Below are 19,383 nucleotides of genomic sequence, written 5' to 3'. Positions count from 1 at the left end.
CCGAACAGAGCAGTCAAGCCCGCCAGAGCCGATGGTACTGCCGTAACAGGTGGGAGAGTAGGTCGGTGCCGATCTTTATACAGAGCCCCTGCAGCATATGCAGGGGCTTTTTTTATGGGTCAGTCTTGCTTTCTCTTAGAATCATGGTATTGTTCCTATGTTGTTGTTAACGACAACAGAATTTATTGAATAGGAAACGATATACTACCAAAAATGATTTGTTTTACCAGAGAACTGTCAAGGATAGGTTTTTTCAGGTTAGTTAGATCGTTACCGGTAAGGAATCTGTGTTTTACTGAAATTGCAACTCCATTACAAAATTGGAGAGGTGACGTTCAATTACGGAATGAATACTAATAGAAAAGAGAAAGCCCGGACTCACGTTCGGGCTTTTATAATTAGAAAGATTTTGTACAATTATTATTTTGCCAATTCTTCTGCAATAGCGACCCCAATTTCCGCAGGAGACTCTACTACGCGAATACCACATTCACGCATAATCTTCATTTTAGCTGCGGCTGTATCGTCTGCACCACCTACTATCGCACCGGCATGTCCCATGCGACGTCCTGGAGGCGCTGTCTGTCCTGCAATAAAGCCGACTACGGGTTTCGTTCCGTGTTCTTTAATCCAATGTGCAGCCTCTGCTTCCATACCACCCCCAATTTCGCCGATCATGATAATTCCCGCTGTCTCGGGGTCATTCATTAACAACTCGACAGCTTCTTTAGTCGTTGTCCCGATGATAGGATCTCCACCTATTCCAATAGCTGTTGTGATACCTAAACCTGCTTTTACTGTCTGGTCTACTGCTTCGTAAGTCAATGTTCCGGATTTGGAAACAACACCTACTTTTCCTTTTTTGAAGATAAAACCAGGCATAATACCTATTTTAGTCTCTTCAGCTGTGATAATACCTGGACAGTTTGGCCCAATTAATCTAGAATTTTTGTCACTCAAGTAAGATTTTACTTGAATCATATCTTTAGTCGGGATACCCTCTGTGATACAAACAATAACTTCGATGCCCGCTTGTGCTGCTTCCATAATGGCGTCGGCAGCGAATGCAGGGGGAACAAAAATGATTGAAACGTTAGCGCCAGTTGCTTCTACTGCATCTTGTACTGTATTGAACACTGGACGATCTAAATGAGATTGTCCTCCTTTTCCTGGAGTAACACCTCCAACTACATTCGTGCCGTACTCAATCATTTGAGATGCGTGATAAGTACCTTCATTTCCGGTAAAGCCTTGTACAATTACCTTTGAATCTTTATTTACTAATACACTCATTTTTTCTATTTTTTTGCAAGGCAAATCTACCATTTTGCGATGACTTCTGGAAATTTAAAATACTATTGTCAGCAGCGCGCCAATTTTTTACAACGGTATTGAATACAAACGTTTACACAACCGTAAGCTTTGCTTATAATAGTTTCCAATTTTGGCTAAACTGCCATAGTATGATGCCAATCGTAACAGAGACGTTTAATGAATGTTTAGTGCCAAATTGCGGAATTTCGATGCAGTCATCAACAATTTGCATAACTTCATCCGATACGCCATGTACCTCGTTTCCGAATATCAATGCATACTTACTTTCTGTTTGTATTCCAAACTGCTGTAAAGGTATACTTTCGACTGCTTGTTCTATAGCAAGAACAGTATAACCGTCTTTTTTTAATTGCTCAACGGCTTTGAATGTGTCAGAATAATAGACCCAATCAATAGATTGTGTAGAGCCCAGCGCCGTCTTCTCTATTTCACGATGTGGAGGAGTGCTCGTAATACCACATAGAATAACTTTTTCGATGGCAAATCCATCAGCAGTCCGAAATGTTGAACCGACATTATGCATGCTTCGCACATTGTCTAATACAACGACAATTGGGAGTTTTTCTTGATTTTTAAAAGAATTGATATCAACGCGTTTCAATTCTTCCATAGATAATTTTCGCATAGGCGAAATTAAAAAGTAAAAGAAGAAAAAAGAACGATAGCATAACATTTTTAAAATACATTTTGAATATTGGAAATAGTATGCTATTTTTGCATTCCGAATTTAGTATAAAAGAAAATATAAATATAGCTAGAGAAATGGCAAATCATAAATCAGCACTTAAAAGAATTAGGGCAAACGCAGCAAAACGCTTAAGAAACCGTTACCAGGCAAAGACTACTCGTAACGCAATCAAAAAATTACGTGGAACAACAGATGCAGAGGAAGCTAAAGTGTTGTTGCCGAGAGTTGTTTCTATGCTTGATCGTTTGGCTAAGAAAAATGTTATCCATAAGAATAAGGCTGCTAATAACAAATCGAAACTAACGAAATTAGTTAGTAAGTTAGGCTAACTATTAGCTGTTTATTAGAAATAAAGAAGGGATGTATTGATTTACATCCCTTTTGTTGTTTTTCTTTTATGGAAAATTGACTACAAGAGTTTTTGGATGATGGCTTTCAATTTTACGTTATCATCTTTGTATGGAGCCAAGTCATATAATTCCACTTTCCGAAAATCGATCGGATGACTTTCGCTTTGGAGATAGATAAATCCTTGATCTAAGAGTTTGCCGTCCTCTTTTTGGGCGAGATCATAATGTTCTACGTTTCCTCCTCCGATTTGAGGCTTGGTATATTCAAGTACTACTTCTCCTTCTAAAATGTGTTGAATAAGAGAATCACCTAAAACCAAAAAATCAGCCGTTACCCATTCGTCCCCGTGGTAAGTTTTTGAAGTTGAACTTGTGCAATGAGGTGTAAATAAGGTGTCGTCGATAACGACATTTGTTCCCGGCGTACACAAGTTAGATGTGGTACGTTCTTCCTTCCCATTTCCCCCTAAAAGCTGTCCTTCAATAGAAATTGGGAAATCTTGGTCTTTCAGCATAGTAGTGGGGGGCTGTCCATGAAGCATAGCTCCGCTGTTACGCCAAGCCCATCCCTCTCCACCTTTTACCTGCTCGTCCACGAACCGGTACTCAACACGAAGAAGGTAATAGCTATAAGGGGTGTTGTAGGCGAGGTGACCATATTGTTGGTTGAACTCGTCGTATCCGTCATAGCGAACTTTCAATAAACCGTCTTCTACACGAAAGGTGTTGGCATAGTTCTCTCCTACTTCGTGTAGTCGGATTTTGGGCGTCCAGTCGTTGATATCATTGCCGTTAAAAAGTTGAATAGGTTGAGGTGTATCATTGTTTGATGTTGCTGTTTTACTTCCTGCCGAAGAGCAAGCGGATAAAATGGTTCCGGTTGTTAGTACCGATAAAAAAAATAATTTGATTTTCATGCGACTGGTTTAAAGTTATAATAATAAATTTTTATGTTTAATGTATTCGCTAGGTCTCACTCCAATAACTTTATTGAATGTGTTGCTAAAGGTAGGTAAACTACTGTAGCCTACACGCATCGCAACTTCGTTTACGCTTACTTTTTCGTCTAGTAATAGTTTTAATGCTGTGAGCATTCGAAGAATGGTGTAATATTGAATAAAGCTCATGTTTAGTTCTCTTTGAAAGAGACGCGCCAACGTTCGCTCGCTGACCTCAAATTTATGCGCTAAATTTTTGAAGCTGACATTCTCTTCTATCCGTTGTTCTAAATAATTGACGATCACTTTGAGCTTTTCATGTTTTGGATACGGGAGTGCCAAAGGTAATTCTGCTTGTGATATTTCCGGAAGAATTAACTTAAAGGCTTTCGCGATGGAGAATTTAGGTTCCTCCGTAGGAAATATATTACCCGTCCAGCGATTAGTAAACATAATAAACTCGATTAAAAAGTCATTAACAGGATATATATTCACTTTATCAAAAAAATCAGTGTCCGTATCGAATTTGGGGAAATATAAATTTCGCATAACAACTTCTGGACTGCTAGGGTAGATGCTGTGGCGTACCCCGCCTGGAATCCATATATAATGACGTGCTGGAAGAAAGTAAGACTTTTCGACGGTTTTTAAAAATACGATTCCACCCTCTGTATAGAGAAATTGACCTTTCGTGTGGCTGTGTTCAGAGATGAAGCTTTCGCCCATAAGAGCGTGGTGACAATAGATACTCTTATCAAAAGTGTCGACTTCCGTCATATAATATTTGTCTACATAAAGGGTTCTATCCATTGTTTTGTGGGGTAAAAGGCATAAATTTCTACTTTTTTGGTGACATAACCAAAAAAGTAGAAGACATACATAAAAATGCTTATTATTGTTTATCTTACATTATTTTAAAGGGGTAATAGCATATTTATATGACTACGGAAAGAATAAAATTAGAGAGGTTAAGAGATAAAGTGATGACCGTGCAAGAAGCGGTTAGTTTTTTTCAGAACGATATGGTGGTGGGGGCCAGTGGCTTTACGAAAGCGGGAGACAGTAAAGTTGTGCTAGAGGCTCTGGCGGAACGTGCGAAAAATGAAGATATAAAAATCACATTAATGACGGGCGCGTCATTAGGGCATGATACGGATGGAAAACTTGCCTCTGCGGGAGCGTTAAAAAAACGGATGCCTTTTCAGGTAGATCGTACATTGCGAAATAAGATTAATGCAGGCGAAGTACTGTTTATAGATCAGCATCTCAGTGAGAGTGCAGAATTGTTGCATAATAAGAACCTTCCGTCTGTTGATATTGCTGTTATTGAAGTGACGTACATTGATCGAGACGGTAGTTTGGTGCCCACTACGTCTGTGGGGAATTCCGCGACCTTTGCTGAGCTTGCGGAAAAAATTATTATTGAGATTAATACGGCTCTTCCGATGGATGTTTATGGGCTTCACGACATTTATAAACCGGAGAACTACCCGTATCGAAATGTAATACCGATTGTTGCTCCATGGAATAAGATCGGGCGCAAGACTATTTCTGTTAATCCGGATAAGATTGTTGGAATCGTTTTTACAGATAAAAAAGATAGTCCGGCAGACATTGCCGAACCGGATGCAAAAACAACAGCGATAGCTGCCCACATCTTAAATTTCTTTGAGAATGAGGTGCAATTGGGGCATTTAACTGATCGTCTCCAGCCGTTGCAGGCGGGAATTGGAAAAGTAGCGAATGCCGTATTGATGGGGTTTAAAAATAGTAATTTTTATGACTTAACCATGTTTTCCGAAGTATTGCAGGATAGTACGTTTGATTTGATAGATGCTGGAAAACTGTCTTTCGCGTCTGCATCGTCTATCACCGTTTCTGAAGATTGTTATGAAAGGGTGTTCGGTAATTTGCAGCGATATCGGGATAAAATTGTACTTCGCCCCCAGAATATTTCCAATACACCGGGCTTGATTCGCCGGCTGGGAGTTATTGCTATCAATACAGCCATTGAATTCGATATTTATGGAAATGTCAACTCTACACATATTGGAGGATCAAAAATCATGAATGGTATTGGTGGTTCAGGTGATTTTGCGAGAAACGCCTACCTTAGTATTTTCGTAACGCAGGCAGCTTCTAAAAATAATACGATTTCGCATGTGCTGCCCATGGTGTCGCATGTAGATCATACCGAACATGACGTTGATATTTTGGTTACTGATATCGGTTTGGCGGATTTACGTGGACTCGCCCCAAGGGAGCGCGCCCAAAAAATTATCGATAATTGTGTTCATCCGGATTTTAGAGAAGAGCTTCAGTCCTATTTTGATAGAGCGTGTGAAAGAGGGGGGCATACACCCCATTTATTGGAAGAAGCCTTTAGCTGGCATTTGCGGCTCGCGGAAACCGGTACAATGAAAAAGTAAATTGACGCCTTTCATCTTAATAAATTGTTCTCATAATATTTTTATGCCTACTTTGCGGTAGGGTTCTAATAAAGGGCTGTCTGCAGGTAGTTCGGTTATGAGGTAATCAATTTGTTCGATTGATGAAACAATAAATTTTCTGTTGCTATTTAGTTTTTCACTGATACACATCACAACGGTTGTTTTTGACGATTGTATCATAGCTTTTTTAGCTTGAACGATTTCCCAGTCGATATCACTAAGCCCTTGTTCGGCGGAAAAGCCATTTGCTCCTAAGACGCATATATTCGCCCGGATATCTTTTAGCTGATTGACGACATCCGCCCCCGTGTGCAGATATGAATCTTTATGTAGCCTCCCTCCGATTGTGTTCACGATAGCATCGTTATTTTCTGCCAAAGCAATGGCTGTTTGCGGGCTTATGGTAAAAAAGTGTAAATTGAGATTTTTTGGGGTTACTTTCGCGAAAGCTTGGATGGTTGTCCCTCCCTCGATCAAAATAACCTGATCCTTCTTTAATAGGGAAATAGCCTTTTCTGCAATCACTTTCTTGGCTTCAGATCCGTAAACTGTTTCCTGTTGTTGAAAAGGGGTGACGAGCGAATTGCTTATTGCACCGCCGTGTACCTTGGTGATGAGTCCAGCTTCCGTGAGTTCTTTTAAATCCCGACGGACAGTGTCCTCGGAAACTTGCAACAGCTCACTAAGATCGGTGGATAGCACCTTGTTGTGTAGGTTGATTTCGCGCAGGATTATTTTTAAGCGTTCCTCTTTTAACATCGTTCAATTACTTTTTGGTCGTGTTTGTCAAAGGTAAGGTTTTGTGCGGATATTCATATTGCGTTTATCGCATGTTTAAAATACGCTTAAAAGCGCATTTATAGTTGTTTTTATGTTAATATTCGATTAATATTATATTAAATACTGTGAAATTATTTTGAAATACGTTTTTATGCGTTTATATTTGTTTTGAAAAACGCAAATAAACTTAATGTGTTTCTGTTCGAAGTAGAGAATAGGGGCGCATTAAAAAAATGATAGCCCTCATACAGTAAAATTATGAAGAAGACTGGATTGTATATTTTGTTTGTTCTTATAGCCGTAATAATCATACCACTGCGCGGAGCAAAAGGAGAGGTTGTGGAGAGTTCGCTATCTGGACAGAAAAAGGGGGGATTTGAGAATGATACTGCTGTTTTAAAGATTGTTGCGTTTGGGAATTCTATAACGGCAGTTCGTTCTAATGTACAGCAAGTTTTTGCACAGCGTTTGCCAGCATTGCTGAAAAATAGAGGAATAAATGCTGTTGTTATCAATTCAGGAATGGGTGGCAGCCATTCGGGCAGACTAATGGACAACGACAGGATACAGGTAAAGCACGGGTTAGATCGTTTTATACCAGACGTGCTCAATCATAAACCCAATCTTGTCATTATTGGGTTCGGTCATAATGATGCCTATATAGACAGTAATCGACTTGATGGAAAGTCACGTATCCCACTAGAGGATTATCGAAGCAACTTGATATATATGATCACGGAACTGCAAAAAACAAAATCAAAAATAATTTTAGTGACCCCGAGTCCAATTGCCCGGCTGCAACGGCCCTCTTTTCAAAATATCAGACTTTCAAAATATGCAGAGGTGGTTCGATCATTGGCTGTAGAGTATCAGGTAGGTTTGGCAGATAATAATAAGTTGTTTTTAGAATACAACAAGAATGGTAAACGCTATGAGAGCTTACTGACTGACGGCGTCCATCCAGATGATGATGGGCATCAGATGATAGCGGAGAACCTAGTTATAGAGATTGTAAAAATAATAGAAAATAAATACTAAAAACGATAAATTATGATGATAGCTAACCGTTCAGTTTTATTTATGCTACTGTTGTTCATAGCGGTTGCATGCGGAAAGGGAACTGCAGAGTCACTGCCAGAGCCAGATGAAGAAGAAAATGTCATTCGTATAGCGGTGTATAATACGCATTGGTGTACAGGTACCGATGGTGTATTAAGCCCACAGAGGATAGCCGAAGTATTGAAAGGTCTCCATGCGGATGTTATCGCTCTTAATGAAATTGACAGAAATTACGATCCCCGGAGTAATTATGAAGATCAACTCCAAATTATTGCAGATGCCTTGGAGATGAACTATCAATTTCAGAAGACAACATGGAAATCGGCGATTCCTGCGTCTGGAAATAAGCCTCGAGAATTTGGTCATGCTATTTTAAGCAAGCAACCTATAGAATTTTTGGATACCAGAATATTTGACGCATACTCCAAACATTATCATGGATTGTTAGAGACCAAGATCGTCGTGAAAGATAAGCCCATTTTGTTTTACGTAACGCATTTAGATACGGATCCTGCAAGTCTTCAATCACAATCTGTACAGCTAAAGCAATGGATGGCAGAAAGAGAAGGGACAAAAATATTAATGGGGGATTTCAATGCTGTACCAGATAATCCTTCCGTAAGATATATAAAAAATGGAATGATCGACGCTTTTGAGAAGCAACCAGATGCGTTTACGTTTAAATCCAATAACCCGACAATAAGGATAGATTATATTATAGGGAGTGGAGATGTTGAATTTGTAAATAGCAATGTCATTAAAACGCTTGCTTCAGACCATTTCCCTATCGTAACAGAGATAAAAATAAATGAATAAATATGATACGGTTTCAGACAGTAAATCCTAAATAATAATTAAAAATGAAAAAACTAACCCTAAGCAAATGAAAATAGCAACACACGATTTCAGAATGAAGCTCTTCAACAAATATTTTGTTGCTGTAGCACTCATCCTTTTTAGCCAATCATTAAGCTGGGCTTCCGACACCGACCCGTTTACAAATAGACAAAATAGAATAATCACTGGTCGAGTCACAGATGCTACTACGGGCGAACCTTTAGCAGGCGCTAAAGTGGAAGCGAAAGGACTATCCCTCGCGACGGCTACAAACGCAGATGGTTTGTACGATTTGGAAATTCCGAACCGAGCAGAAATCTTAATGGTCAGTTCCATCGGGTATCAGACATCGGAAATACAGATAAGCGGACGGTCGAAAATAGATATTACATTAGCTTCTGACGAACGAAGAGTTGAGGAAGTGATTGTTGTGGGGTATGGAACCCAGAGCAAGGAAAAAGTCACGGGCGCAGTAAACCAGGTCGGTGCGGAAGTTTTTCAGAACAGGCCAATTGTTAATCTTGCACAAGGATTACAAGGCGCAATCCCCAACTTGAACATTAGCTTTGGGGATGGTCAGCTAAACCGGGGAGGGAACTTCAACCTTCGTGGATTCACTTCGATCAACGGCGGTTCACCACTTATATTGATTGATGGAACACCAGGAGAAATCAACCAGCTTAACCCTGAAGACGTGGAAAGCGTTACCGTTCTGAAAGATGCTTCCTCTGCCGCTATATACGGCGCTAGGGCTGCCTTCGGGGTAGTGCTCGTCACGACGAAAAAAGGTAAGGAAGGCAGGCCACAAATAAGATATACAAACAATTTCGGTACAGGTTCGCCAATACGTATACCACGTGTGCTATTGAATTCGCTGGAACATGCCCGTATACAAAATGACGCCTATAGAGGATATGCTGGAACGGATGCGCCTGGATTGAATGCGGTAATTGATTATCTTGAGCAAAGAGAAGCCGATCCATCGTTGCCCGAATTAGGAATAGATGCTTCAGGGAATTTTATAAGAGGAGCTTCAACCGATTGGTATGGAGAGTTCTATAACGACAATATGCCGTTTTCGAAAAATTATCTCAGCATTTCTGGCGCGAATGACAATACCAATTATTTTCTTTCTGTTGGACACGAAAAAAGAGATGGTATTTATCGTGTGGAGACGGACAATCTGAAAAAATACAGTTTACGATTCAAATTGGATAAACAACTGGCAAACTGGATTAACGTTTTTAATAATACAGAACTTAATCAAGGGGTGTATGATACGCCGAATAGATACGTAACTGATGGAGGCTACAGTGTTTACAGATATCTTTCTCTGTACGCCAATCCGTATGAAGCGATCAGAACTGCAAATGGCAATTATACCCTTGCCGGGATGTCAACTTTTGGCCAAATGACTGACGCTGGACGAACGATCGAGAAGCGACAATTATTAAAGAACACGTTAGGTTTTCGTACAAATTTCTTAGATAATAGACTGAAAGTTAATGGAGATTATACTTATTTCGTTACGCAGGACAGAAACGATATACAGAATTTTCGCCAAACTTATGAAGATCGCAATAATAACATCACTACATTTAATGGCCCCGATTATTATCGCTCGTCTTTCGGTGAGAATAAACACCACATTATTAATCTATTTGCAGAATTTGAACAACAGTTCAACGATCATAATTTTAAAGGATTAATTGGCTACAACCAAGAATTGTATCAAATCGATAATTTCTTTGCTCGCAGAGATGGTAATATTACCAGAGATCTTGGATCGCTGAACCTCACCAACGGTATTCCTACATTAGGTGCGGGAAAGGCAGAATGGGCGTTGCAGGGTTATTTTACAAGATTAAACTACGATTATAAAAGTAAATACCTGGTAGAGTTTAATGGTCGTTACGACGGTACTTCCCGTTTTGATAGAAAAACAAGATTCGGTTTCTTTCCTTCTGTTTCCGCTGGCTGGGTAGTTTCCAATGAAGACTTTTTTAGTTCAATTTCCCCTGTCGTCAATAGCCTGAAAATTCGGGGATCTTATGGATCGCTGGGCAACCAGGCTCTGGAGGGGAATCAACTCAAAAATAGTTATGCTTATATCAGTTCGTTAGACCCTTATACGCTATCACGACTATTGGAAGTGGGAGGGCAAAGACCTTTAGCTGTGAGTGCTCCAGCCCTTATCCCTTTCAATCTGACATGGGAAACATCGACTACACTTAATGGCGGGTTTGATTTCAGTATGATGAATAATAGATTGGACGTCGGATTCGATTATTACATACGTGATACAAAAGACATGTTAACAAAGGGCCAGCAACAGCCCGCTGTGCTTGGTGCAACAGAGCCTCGAGAAAATGCCGCCGACCTGAGAACAAAAGGATGGGAACTTTCGTTAAAGTGGAACGATAGGTTTCAGTTGTTAGATAAGCCCTTTTCCTATAATTTATCCGTGGTGTTGTCTGATAACCGATCTCATATTACAAGATTCAATAATCCCAATAAATTGTTGACAGATACGTATTACGAAGGAATGGAAGTTGGTGAAATTTGGGGATACAAAACTTTAGGTTTCTTTCAAACAGATGCTGAATCAGCATCTCATGCCGATCAGTCCAGACTGCGTCTGTTTACCGGTATGCCTTTGGCAGGGGATATAAAGTTTGAAGATACCGATGGAAGTGGTCGCGTAGATTTTGGAAGCAATACAGTTGATGATCCGGGAGATCTACAGATCATAGGAAATACCACGCCTAGATATGCTTATGGTGTAAATGCAGGTTTTAATTGGTATAATTTTTCATTGGATGTCTTCCTGCAAGGGATAGGAAAACGCCAGTTCTATCCTGGTCCAGAATCAGCGGTATTCTGGGGTTTTTATAATCGGTGGAACCAGCCTGTATATGAACATATTGCTGGTAATTATTGGACACCCGAAAATCCAGACGCCTATTTTCCGAGACTGAGGGCCTATGAAGCATTATCCAATGATCGCTCGCTGGGAGCTACCCAAACCAGATATCTACAAGACGCTTCGTATCTGAGGTTAAAGAATGTTACTATAGGGTATTCTTTGCCGCAATCTGTGGTATCCAAGGCAAAGATGCAGGGCGTAAGAGTATTTTTTTCGGGGGAGAATCTCTACGAGTGGACCAAGCTTTCGAGAGCGTTTGATCCTGAAGGAATCAATGATGATGAGGAGGGAGGCAGAACGAACGGTCAAGGGTTTGTATATCCTATGATGCGTACTTTCACATTCGGTCTAGAAATTAACTTTTAAAAATTGCCTATCATGAAGAAGATACAGAAATTTATACTTTTACTTGTCGGTAGCGTTGTACTCGCTTCCTGCGATTCTAATTTTTTAGAACGTTATCCACAAAGCGAGATCAGCCCGCAAGTGTTTTTTAATAGCGAAAGTGATTTAGAATTATATACCAACAGCTTCTATACATATCTGCCAGGAAACAACATTCCCACAGATGATTTTTCCAGCGACAACGTAAATGTTTCTGGCCTAGACGAACTGGTGGCCGGGTTAAGAAGAGTGCCTAGTGACGCCGCTTCTGCGGGTTGGACTTGGACACCGTTATATAACATCAATTATTTTCTGGAACATTATGACAAGCCTTCTATATCCGAAGAGGCGAGAAGTCATTACGGCGGTATAGCGAGATTTTTTAGAGCCTATTTTTACTTTGAAAAGGTAAAACGTTTTGGCGACGTGCCGTGGTATGGGCGTTCCCTGAATGTGGGTGATCCCGAATTATTTAAGGCCCGGGATTCACGGACATTGATCATCGATTCTATCAAAGCTGACCTTAATTTTGCTATCAACAACATCCGGTCGGCGAAAACACCCGGTCGCATTAATAATTGGGCAGCATTAGCTTTAAAATCGAGGGTCTGTCTTTTTGAAGGAACGTTTAGAAAATATCATACTAATCTTGGATTGCAGTCTTCTGCTGATGCACTCCTACAAGAAGCAGCGAATGCCGCGGACTTATTCATCAGGACAAGCCCGTATAAATTAGCGCAAGGAAATCCAAATACTGTTTATCTTAATCTCTTTGCTTCGGAAACACCCAATTCGGACGAATATATATTGACAAGACTTTACGGTCTTGACGTGAATATGTCACACCCTACCAACGATATTTTTACGTCTGCTACAAGGGGTAATCCCGGCTTAACGAAATCGTTAATAGATTCTTATTTATTGACCAACGGAAAGCCATTTTCTTCGTTGCCAAATTATGATGAGTTGCCTTTCTGGGAAGAAGTGAAAAATCGTGATCCGCGATTGGCCCAAACCATACGCACACCCGGATACAGACGTATTGATGCCCCTGCTAGTTCCGCTCCACTGAAACCGGATTACGCAAACGCACTTACGGGATATCAGAATATAAAATTTGTGAGCAGCGTTGATAGGGGTACAGCAAGCTACACACCTTTGCCCATCTTTCGATATGCAGAAGTGCTTCTAAATTATGCAGAAGCTATGGCGGAACTTGGGAAGTTGACACAACCAGAGGCAAACAAGTCTATTAATTTCCTCAGGGATAGAGTGGGGATGCCGAGATTAATCGTCGATGCCGTTATTACTGACCCGCAAATAGCCGATTTATACAATAATGTTTCTAATCCGCTGATATTGGAAGTGAGAAGAGAAAGACGGATAGAGCTGGCTATGGAAGGGTTTAGATACTATGACTTGATGCGCTGGAAGCAAGGGCGTTTATTAGAGAAAACTTTTTATGGAGCCTATTTTCCGGGTAAAGGGACATTTGATCTGGATGGAGACGGCACCGATGATATCGGTATTGTAGATACCAGACCGTCTTCACCTGTTTCTGGAGTACAGTACTTTATTTTGGGATCGGATAGGGCGTTGAGCGAGGGTAACAAAGGTAATATTATTGTTCATCCGAATATCGTGAAAAAATTCGTCGAGGAAAAAGATTATCTATATCCGTTGCCGATAAATGAATTGCTTTTGAACAACCAGCTTGACCAGAACCCAGAGTGGGATGATGTCGAGCGAGACTGATAACAATTAACTAATATATTATAATTTAAAAATGAATGGAAGATGAAATATGTAAAATTATTTATTATGGGGATCGTGCTGGTACTGGCATTTGGTTCCTGTTCAAAAGACAACGACGGCGGGGGTGGAAATGAAGGGGAACCATCCATTGACTTTTCCTACGCGCCAGAAACTCCGACAGCAAGTACCTCGATAAAATTTACGGCTAATGTGAATCAGGGGTCTAGCAATATAGAATCATGGAAATGGTCTTTCGGCAATTCCACAGGGGCGACATCAACGGAAAAAGATCCTTCGTTTACATACAATCAAGAAGGATCTTTTGAGGTACAGTTGGAGGGAATGGATGCTGCAGGGAAAAAGGCGACGGTAAAGAAAACCGTTGTCGTCCAGGCCGATCCGACATTCGAGTTCCCGGCTGAATTGGCATGGACACTTGAGAATACGACGACAATTGATAATATGAACGATGCAACAAGACCATTAATTGGCGATGATGGTACCGTTTATTATATCGTAGGTGGTGTGTCATCTGCAGCGTCTAGACTAGTAGCAGTAACGGATGCGGGAAATAATGCAGAGGTGAAATGGGAATGGGCTCCGGGAGTAGGATTACGCGCAGCTCCCTCCATGGGAGGAGACGGAAATATATACCAAACGAAGTGGCATGTGAATAGCATAGCAAAAATAAATACGGCAAATGGTAACATGTTGTGGGATCAGCCAACGAACAACGCAGGATCATCCAATTCTACCGCAGCTATTGATAACGCAGGAAATATTTATGTCGCTTCCAGAATTACGGCAACCGCTGGCGGTATCTTTTCTTTCGACAGTAGTGGAAAAGAAAGATGGTCTGTTCTAGCAGCGACAGGAATTGGGGCAACATACTCCTCTCCCGCTATCAGCAAAGATGGCAGTACGGTTTATTTTTATAATAGTGGATTGGGGACGTTGTCGGCCTATCGCACAGCTGATGGTACCATAAAATGGGCTGCACCGGTAAAAGCAGAAGTCGGCCTGGGAACTTCTGTGTCCGTTAGCGCTGATGGGACAATCTATGCAACAAATGATAAAGAAGTCATTGCAGTAACGGATAATGGTACCACGGGAACGTTGAAGTGGAAAGCGGGAGATCTATTAAGCCCCAATAGTTCAGGAGTCGTCATTGGTCCTAATGGAGATTTATATGTTGGTACAAAAGGAGGTTTAAAAGCTTTGAATCCAACTACTGGGGCGGAAAAATGGACTTATCCAACATGGGTAGAGGAATGTGTGCCAGCAGTCGATAAAAACGGGAATATATATTTTGGTAATAATGAAGGGAAATTTTTGATTGTTAATGCGGAAGGAGAGTTAGAGAAACAGATTACCGTGGGGGGAGCAGCTGCTTTAGTCCATTCGCCTGTAATAGGTGACAATGGAAACGTTTATGTAGAAGTAGCAGATAACAACAAAATTAAATTATGTAAGATTACGGTAGAAGGTGGTGGTCCTGCAAACTCACCATGGCCCATGAAGGGACAAAATAGAAAGCATACTGGCTTGGCAAAATAGATAGTTTATTAAGTTGATTGATTCTCCTTCCCGCTCTGATCGATTTTATCATGTATCCAAAATCAGAAACTTGGAAAGTGCGCTCGGTTAAGCGTATTTGTAGAGCAGATGCATCAGATCATTGCGCTGTGTTTGCAGAATTAGAATATACAAAGCCTTAATAACAAATTAGTGTAGAGAAGATAGGATGAACATAATGAAAACAATGATTCTGCGGTGTAGCTTTAGTCGAGTTTTTCTGTTTCTTGCTTTTTTTGGAGTAACGACATATACACGAGCAGCTTCCTCGGACACATCGAAAAACACAGAAGTGTCGCCCGATTCTGTAATGAGGAACAAACTGTTTTATTTTTTCGAAGTTTTGAATTCAGAAACAAAAATAAAACAGTTAATAGAAGAAAATGAATTATTGAAAGAGATTTATACAGAGCAAATTACGCGCACGACCTCTTCCCAACAACGCTGTAATAGCGGAAGATGTTATGCGGAAGCACTATGTTGGACTGATAGAGAAATTGAGAAAGCAGGCACGGCGCTTATTAGCATATTAGAAAAAAATGAGAAAAGACAATCTATAATCAAAAATCTAAAAGAGTCGAGACATTATAATTTATTCCATGATCTGAACGATACCGCATTTATCCGTACTGTTTGGGAATACAACGCCCAAGGTATCAATAGAATATTTCGTATTTATTTAGGAGGAAATCCACCTAAGCGATATGCCGCTATAGATTCTATCAGTTGTAAGCAAGACGATCCTCGATTTGTTCAACGGGTTGATTCGATAATGACAGCGGTCACCACACCATTTAAAGATAGATCATCACTTTCTTTTTTTGAACTTTCTTTAAAAATAGCGCCTGCTATCCTTAATATTAATGGTAGAGATGAAGTTGCAAGATATGAACCGCTAACAGCGGGTTACAATAGTGAAGCTTTTATGGCCGTTAAAAATATAGATTGGAGTTTATACAAATATAGCGTATTACTGGTGCCGGGATTTGGGCCGGAAAAAGAAGGAGTAAGAATACATGAAAAAGGTATTACAAGGTGCAAAATGGCTGCGGAAAGATTTAAAAGCGGGTTGGCCCCACTTATTATCGTTTCAGGGGGGCATGTATATCCATTCAGGACACCTTTTAGCGAAGCGGTGGAAATGAGAAGATACTTAATAGAGGAGTTAGATATTCCGAAGGAAGCGGTAATTATTGAACCACATGCAAGGCACACGACAACCAATATCAGAAACGCGACTCGGCTGTTGTATCGATTTGATATACCCGATACATTGCCTGGTTTAGTTGTAACAGATGCTGCACAAGTAAATATGATAAAAAATCTGGCATCTAGATGTATTCGGGAACTAGGTTATGTGCCCTATAAAAATGTAAACGTCCTAAATGAAAATGAAGTAGAATTTACTCCTTCTACACAGGCGCTCCAAATCAATCTGGAAGATGTTTTAGATCCATAACAACTATTAAACATTAAACATAAACACCAACATACATATGACAAGAATAACAGAACAATCCTCCAGATATCGTCATCTCGAGAAAAAGACGGTGGAGGAAATTACTCACCTTATTAATACGGAAGATAAAACGGTAGCATTCGCTGTAGAGAAAGCGTTGCCACAGTTAAACAAACTGATCAATGAGGTTGTTACAAAACTGAAGGACGGGGGAAGAATGTTTTACCTAGGTGCGGGCAGTGGAGGACGACTGTCTGTATTAGATGTAATAGAAATGCCTACAACTTATGGCGTGCCCAAGGGACTGCTCAATTCTATCTTAGCTGGCGGAACGGAACACTTGGTAGAAGCACTAGAAGAAAAAGAAGATGATGTGGAAGCAGGATGGAGAATGTTGCAGGACGAACACGTCTCACGGAAAGATATCGTCATAGGAATATCAGCCAGTGGTACGACACCATTTGTATTGGCAGGGTTGAAACAATGTCGTACAAACAATATCACGACAGGCTGCATTGTCAGCAACCCAAACTCTATCATAGCTGCTAACGCAGATCTACCTGTCGAAGTAATAACCGGACCGGAATTCATATCAGGTAGTACACGTATGAAATGTGGAACAGCACAAAAGATAATCTTTGATATGATCAGTACGACAACAATGATTCAACTTGGTCGAGTGGAAGATAATAGAATGGTAAACGTTGCATTGATCAATCACAAAATAATAGATCGAGCGGTCAAAATATTAATGGAAAAAATAGAGCTGACAGACTATGAGCAAGCAAAAAAACTTTTAATGGATGCAGGTAGCGTTAAAGAGGCAATCGTTCAGTGGCAACTTCAACATCAATGATATGAATCCAAATATCCTATATCGAGGGAATACACAAAAAAGGCATATACAACGGAGGATGTGGACACTTTTTTTATGCATGCTGTGCTTGCTTTGTCAAGCACAGCATCAACCTGGTTATCAAGTTGGTTTTGCAAAAATGAGTATAGATCCGCCTGATAATATTTTTGGATTGGCATTGGCCGGATACGGGCTGCCGGCAGAAGGTCGATTTAGTACCACATGGGAAGCTGTAGATTCGCTGAAACGGTTTAAACTGATTACGTCTGATAAAGAAAAATTGCTAGCACTTGATAAGGAGAATACGTGGTTCTCAGCACAACAGACAGCGGGAAGTTTGCAATGGAAGGAAAATTCCTTGGAGATTACCGAACTAAATGCTGTTGTGGTTTTAGGAAAGCAGACGTTTGCCTTAGATAAAAGCGGAAAGCTATGGATTACGAAAGAGGGAAACAAGGTCAAAAAAGTGAAGTCACCGAAATTAAAGGCAATAGCATCTGGCGGACAACACCTCTATTCCGTTGATGCTGTAGGTAATATAAACCGGGGCGAGTATCATAATGATAAGGTAAAATGGGCGACGATAGCGAAGGAAGAAGTAGAGGCGTTCACGATATATAATGGTGATATTATCTTTTCGGATCCTGAGGACAGATTATGGAAAATACCGCTTAAGAAAGTATCTTCCGGAAAAGTACAGATTGGACGTTATAATGATATAATCTATACGGTGAAAATAAAACAATTGGCAGCAACGAATGACCGTATATATGCACTTGATACAAACGGAAGTCTTTTTGTTGGGAAGCATAAAAGTGAAAACAGTATGGAAACTGGGGCTGTTGTTATCCAAAATGATGATAAAAAAATAATTATCATTACCGTAGATGTGTGTGGAATTGATTATTCCTTCACACAAAAAATAAAGGAAGCTATTGCTTCAAAGCATAACTTATCCAAAGATGAAATATTGATTAATGCTTCGCATACCCATTTTGCTCCTGTCACACAAGCTTGGACGACGTGGGCGCATTTTTATCAACAACCAGATAGCAATTATCTAAATGACGTGGTTGGCAAAAACATCATAGCGGTTGCAGATAAAGCGATTGAAAACATGGAACCGGCGTCTATTTATTTTGGGAGAGGAGAAACTACTATAGGTTTAAACAGAAGAGATAATGTTAGAAAAAGTGAAGGGCCTGTGGATCGGACATTGGATGTCGTTAAAGTGATTAATCAACGGCAACAGCTTATGGGAACCGTGTTTTTTGCTGGATGCCATCCCGTATTTCAGAATGAAGGAGAGGAATCATTTACATTGAGTGCAAATTTTCCTGGGATAGCTAGAAATGTACTGGCTACGCATACTGGTTCTGACCACAACTTGTTTGTACAGGGATGTGGAGGAGATATCAATCCGGTGTCAGCTGATTATCGAGAGACCGGAGCTGATTTAGCAAAAAGTGTTTTGGAAGTGCTTTCGACTGAAATGCAAGAAATAACAGGAGCGCTTACGGCTTTTGTAGATAGTGTCTTAATTCCCATAAAGCCCATGTCTCGCGAAGAACTCATCGCGTTTAGGGAGAAGATCGCTGCACAGAGAAGTACAGTATATACCGATAAAGATTTACGTTGGGCAGACTTGATGGAGCATCGATACCACACTAACACGGTTCGACAGGAATTACCGGTTTATGTGCAAACATTAAACATTGGATCATGGAAATTGGTTGGGTTATCTCGTGAAGCGGTGACATCGTACAGTATGAAAATTCGCCATATATGGCCGAATCATAAAGTAAGCGTTGCAGGCTATTGCAATGATGTGTCCAGTTACCTCCCTGACCGCTGGCATATTGAAAAAGCTGTTTATGAAGGATATGAATCTTTTTTTTGGTACGGACAGAATGGGGTACCTCCGCTGAATGTCCAGGAAATTATAATCGACAAAATTAAATGGAAAAACAGATAAGTGAAAACTTAACCGA

The 19,383-nt window shown here is 40.4% G+C and carries 16 protein-coding genes; 11 read left to right on the top strand and 5 right to left on the bottom strand.

The genetic code is table 11. The features are described from left to right. Positions 1–189 (top strand): hypothetical protein (locus tag H8B17_RS20725; RefSeq protein WP_223816707.1); only part of this gene is annotated, 189 nt, incomplete at its 5' end. A 231-nt stretch (positions 190–420) separates the two neighbouring features. On the opposite strand, the gene sucD is transcribed toward H8B17_RS20725, so the two are convergent. After that, entirely contained in the window at positions 421–1,293 is an 873-nt protein-coding gene (gene sucD / locus H8B17_RS20135) for a succinate--CoA ligase subunit alpha (RefSeq protein ID WP_190311036.1), read from the bottom strand. A 133-nt stretch (positions 1,294–1,426) separates the two neighbouring features. After that, the gene (locus tag H8B17_RS20130; RefSeq protein ID WP_190311035.1) at positions 1,427–1,960 is read right to left on the bottom strand and encodes an RNA methyltransferase; all 534 of its coding nucleotides are present in this window, start codon (positions 1,958–1,960) and stop codon (positions 1,427–1,429) included. Positions 1,961–2,097: 137 nt separating this feature from the next. On the opposite strand from H8B17_RS20130, the gene rpsT reads away from it, so the two are divergent. Then, complete coding sequence (rpsT, locus tag H8B17_RS20125; RefSeq protein WP_190311041.1) at positions 2,098–2,352, top strand: 30S ribosomal protein S20; 255 nt, start codon at positions 2,098–2,100, stop codon at positions 2,350–2,352. Between the two features lie 80 nt (positions 2,353–2,432). Here the strand turns inward: rpsT and H8B17_RS20120 are convergent, their stop codons facing one another. Together H8B17_RS20120 and H8B17_RS20115 are read right to left on the bottom strand one after the other, a co-directional pair. Beyond that, the gene (locus H8B17_RS20120) at positions 2,433–3,290 is read right to left on the bottom strand and encodes a 3-keto-disaccharide hydrolase (RefSeq protein ID WP_190311034.1); all 858 of its coding nucleotides are present in this window, start codon (positions 3,288–3,290) and stop codon (positions 2,433–2,435) included. Positions 3,291–3,305: 15 nt separating this feature from the next. After that, the gene (locus H8B17_RS20115; protein ID WP_190311033.1) at positions 3,306–4,121 is read right to left on the bottom strand and encodes a helix-turn-helix transcriptional regulator; all 816 of its coding nucleotides are present in this window, start codon (positions 4,119–4,121) and stop codon (positions 3,306–3,308) included. A 128-nt stretch (positions 4,122–4,249) separates the two neighbouring features. On the opposite strand from H8B17_RS20115, the gene H8B17_RS20110 reads away from it, so the two are divergent. After that, positions 4,250–5,740 carry a succinate CoA transferase gene (locus tag H8B17_RS20110; RefSeq protein ID WP_190311032.1) on the top strand — a complete coding sequence of 497 codons (1,491 nt, stop codon included), beginning with the start codon at positions 4,250–4,252 and terminating at the stop codon, positions 5,738–5,740. 30 nt (positions 5,741–5,770) lie between these two features. Here the strand turns inward: H8B17_RS20110 and H8B17_RS20105 are convergent, their stop codons facing one another. Next, complete coding sequence (locus H8B17_RS20105; RefSeq protein ID WP_190311031.1) at positions 5,771–6,520, bottom strand: DeoR/GlpR family DNA-binding transcription regulator; 750 nt, start codon at positions 6,518–6,520, stop codon at positions 5,771–5,773. 279 nt (positions 6,521–6,799) lie between these two features. Here H8B17_RS20105 and H8B17_RS20100 point away from each other — a divergent pair, with 279 nt between their 5' ends. The 8 genes from H8B17_RS20100 to H8B17_RS20065 all read left to right on the top strand — a co-directional run bounded on the left by H8B17_RS20100 (position 6,800) and on the right by H8B17_RS20065 (position 19,367). After that, complete coding sequence (locus H8B17_RS20100; protein WP_190311030.1) at positions 6,800–7,579, top strand: SGNH/GDSL hydrolase family protein; 780 nt, start codon at positions 6,800–6,802, stop codon at positions 7,577–7,579. A 12-nt stretch (positions 7,580–7,591) separates the two neighbouring features. Beyond that, entirely contained in the window at positions 7,592–8,416 is an 825-nt protein-coding gene (locus tag H8B17_RS20095) for an endonuclease/exonuclease/phosphatase family protein (RefSeq protein ID WP_190311029.1), read from the top strand. 67 nt (positions 8,417–8,483) lie between these two features. Beyond that, positions 8,484–11,729: a SusC/RagA family TonB-linked outer membrane protein gene (locus tag H8B17_RS20090; RefSeq protein WP_190311028.1), complete on the top strand. Its 3,246-nt coding sequence runs from the start codon at positions 8,484–8,486 to the stop codon at positions 11,727–11,729. Positions 11,730–11,741: 12 nt separating this feature from the next. Next, entirely contained in the window at positions 11,742–13,502 is a 1,761-nt protein-coding gene (locus H8B17_RS20085) for a RagB/SusD family nutrient uptake outer membrane protein (RefSeq protein ID WP_190311027.1), read from the top strand. Positions 13,503–13,544: 42 nt separating this feature from the next. Further along, entirely contained in the window at positions 13,545–15,059 is a 1,515-nt protein-coding gene (locus H8B17_RS20080) for a PKD domain-containing protein (RefSeq protein WP_190311026.1), read from the top strand. Positions 15,060–15,420: 361 nt separating this feature from the next. Next, entirely contained in the window at positions 15,421–16,536 is a 1,116-nt protein-coding gene (locus H8B17_RS20075; protein WP_190311025.1) for a YdcF family protein, read from the top strand. Between the two features lie 37 nt (positions 16,537–16,573). Then, a complete protein-coding gene (locus H8B17_RS20070) occupies positions 16,574–17,392 on the top strand; it encodes an N-acetylmuramic acid 6-phosphate etherase (RefSeq protein ID WP_190311024.1) in 819 nt (272 codons plus the stop codon). Beyond that, positions 17,340–19,367, top strand: coding sequence for a hypothetical protein (locus H8B17_RS20065; protein ID WP_190311023.1), 2,028 nt, complete (start codon positions 17,340–17,342; stop codon positions 19,365–19,367). The genes H8B17_RS20070 and H8B17_RS20065 overlap by 53 nt, the downstream gene beginning before the upstream one ends. Positions 19,368–19,383: the final 16 nt, after the last annotated feature.

Origin of the sequence: Sphingobacterium arenae, from assembly GCF_014692505.1 — a bacterium.
In the GTDB taxonomy this organism is placed as follows: Bacteria; Bacteroidota; Bacteroidia; order Sphingobacteriales; family Sphingobacteriaceae; genus Sphingobacterium; species Sphingobacterium arenae.
This window is presented reverse-complemented; position numbering and strand designations above follow the sequence as displayed.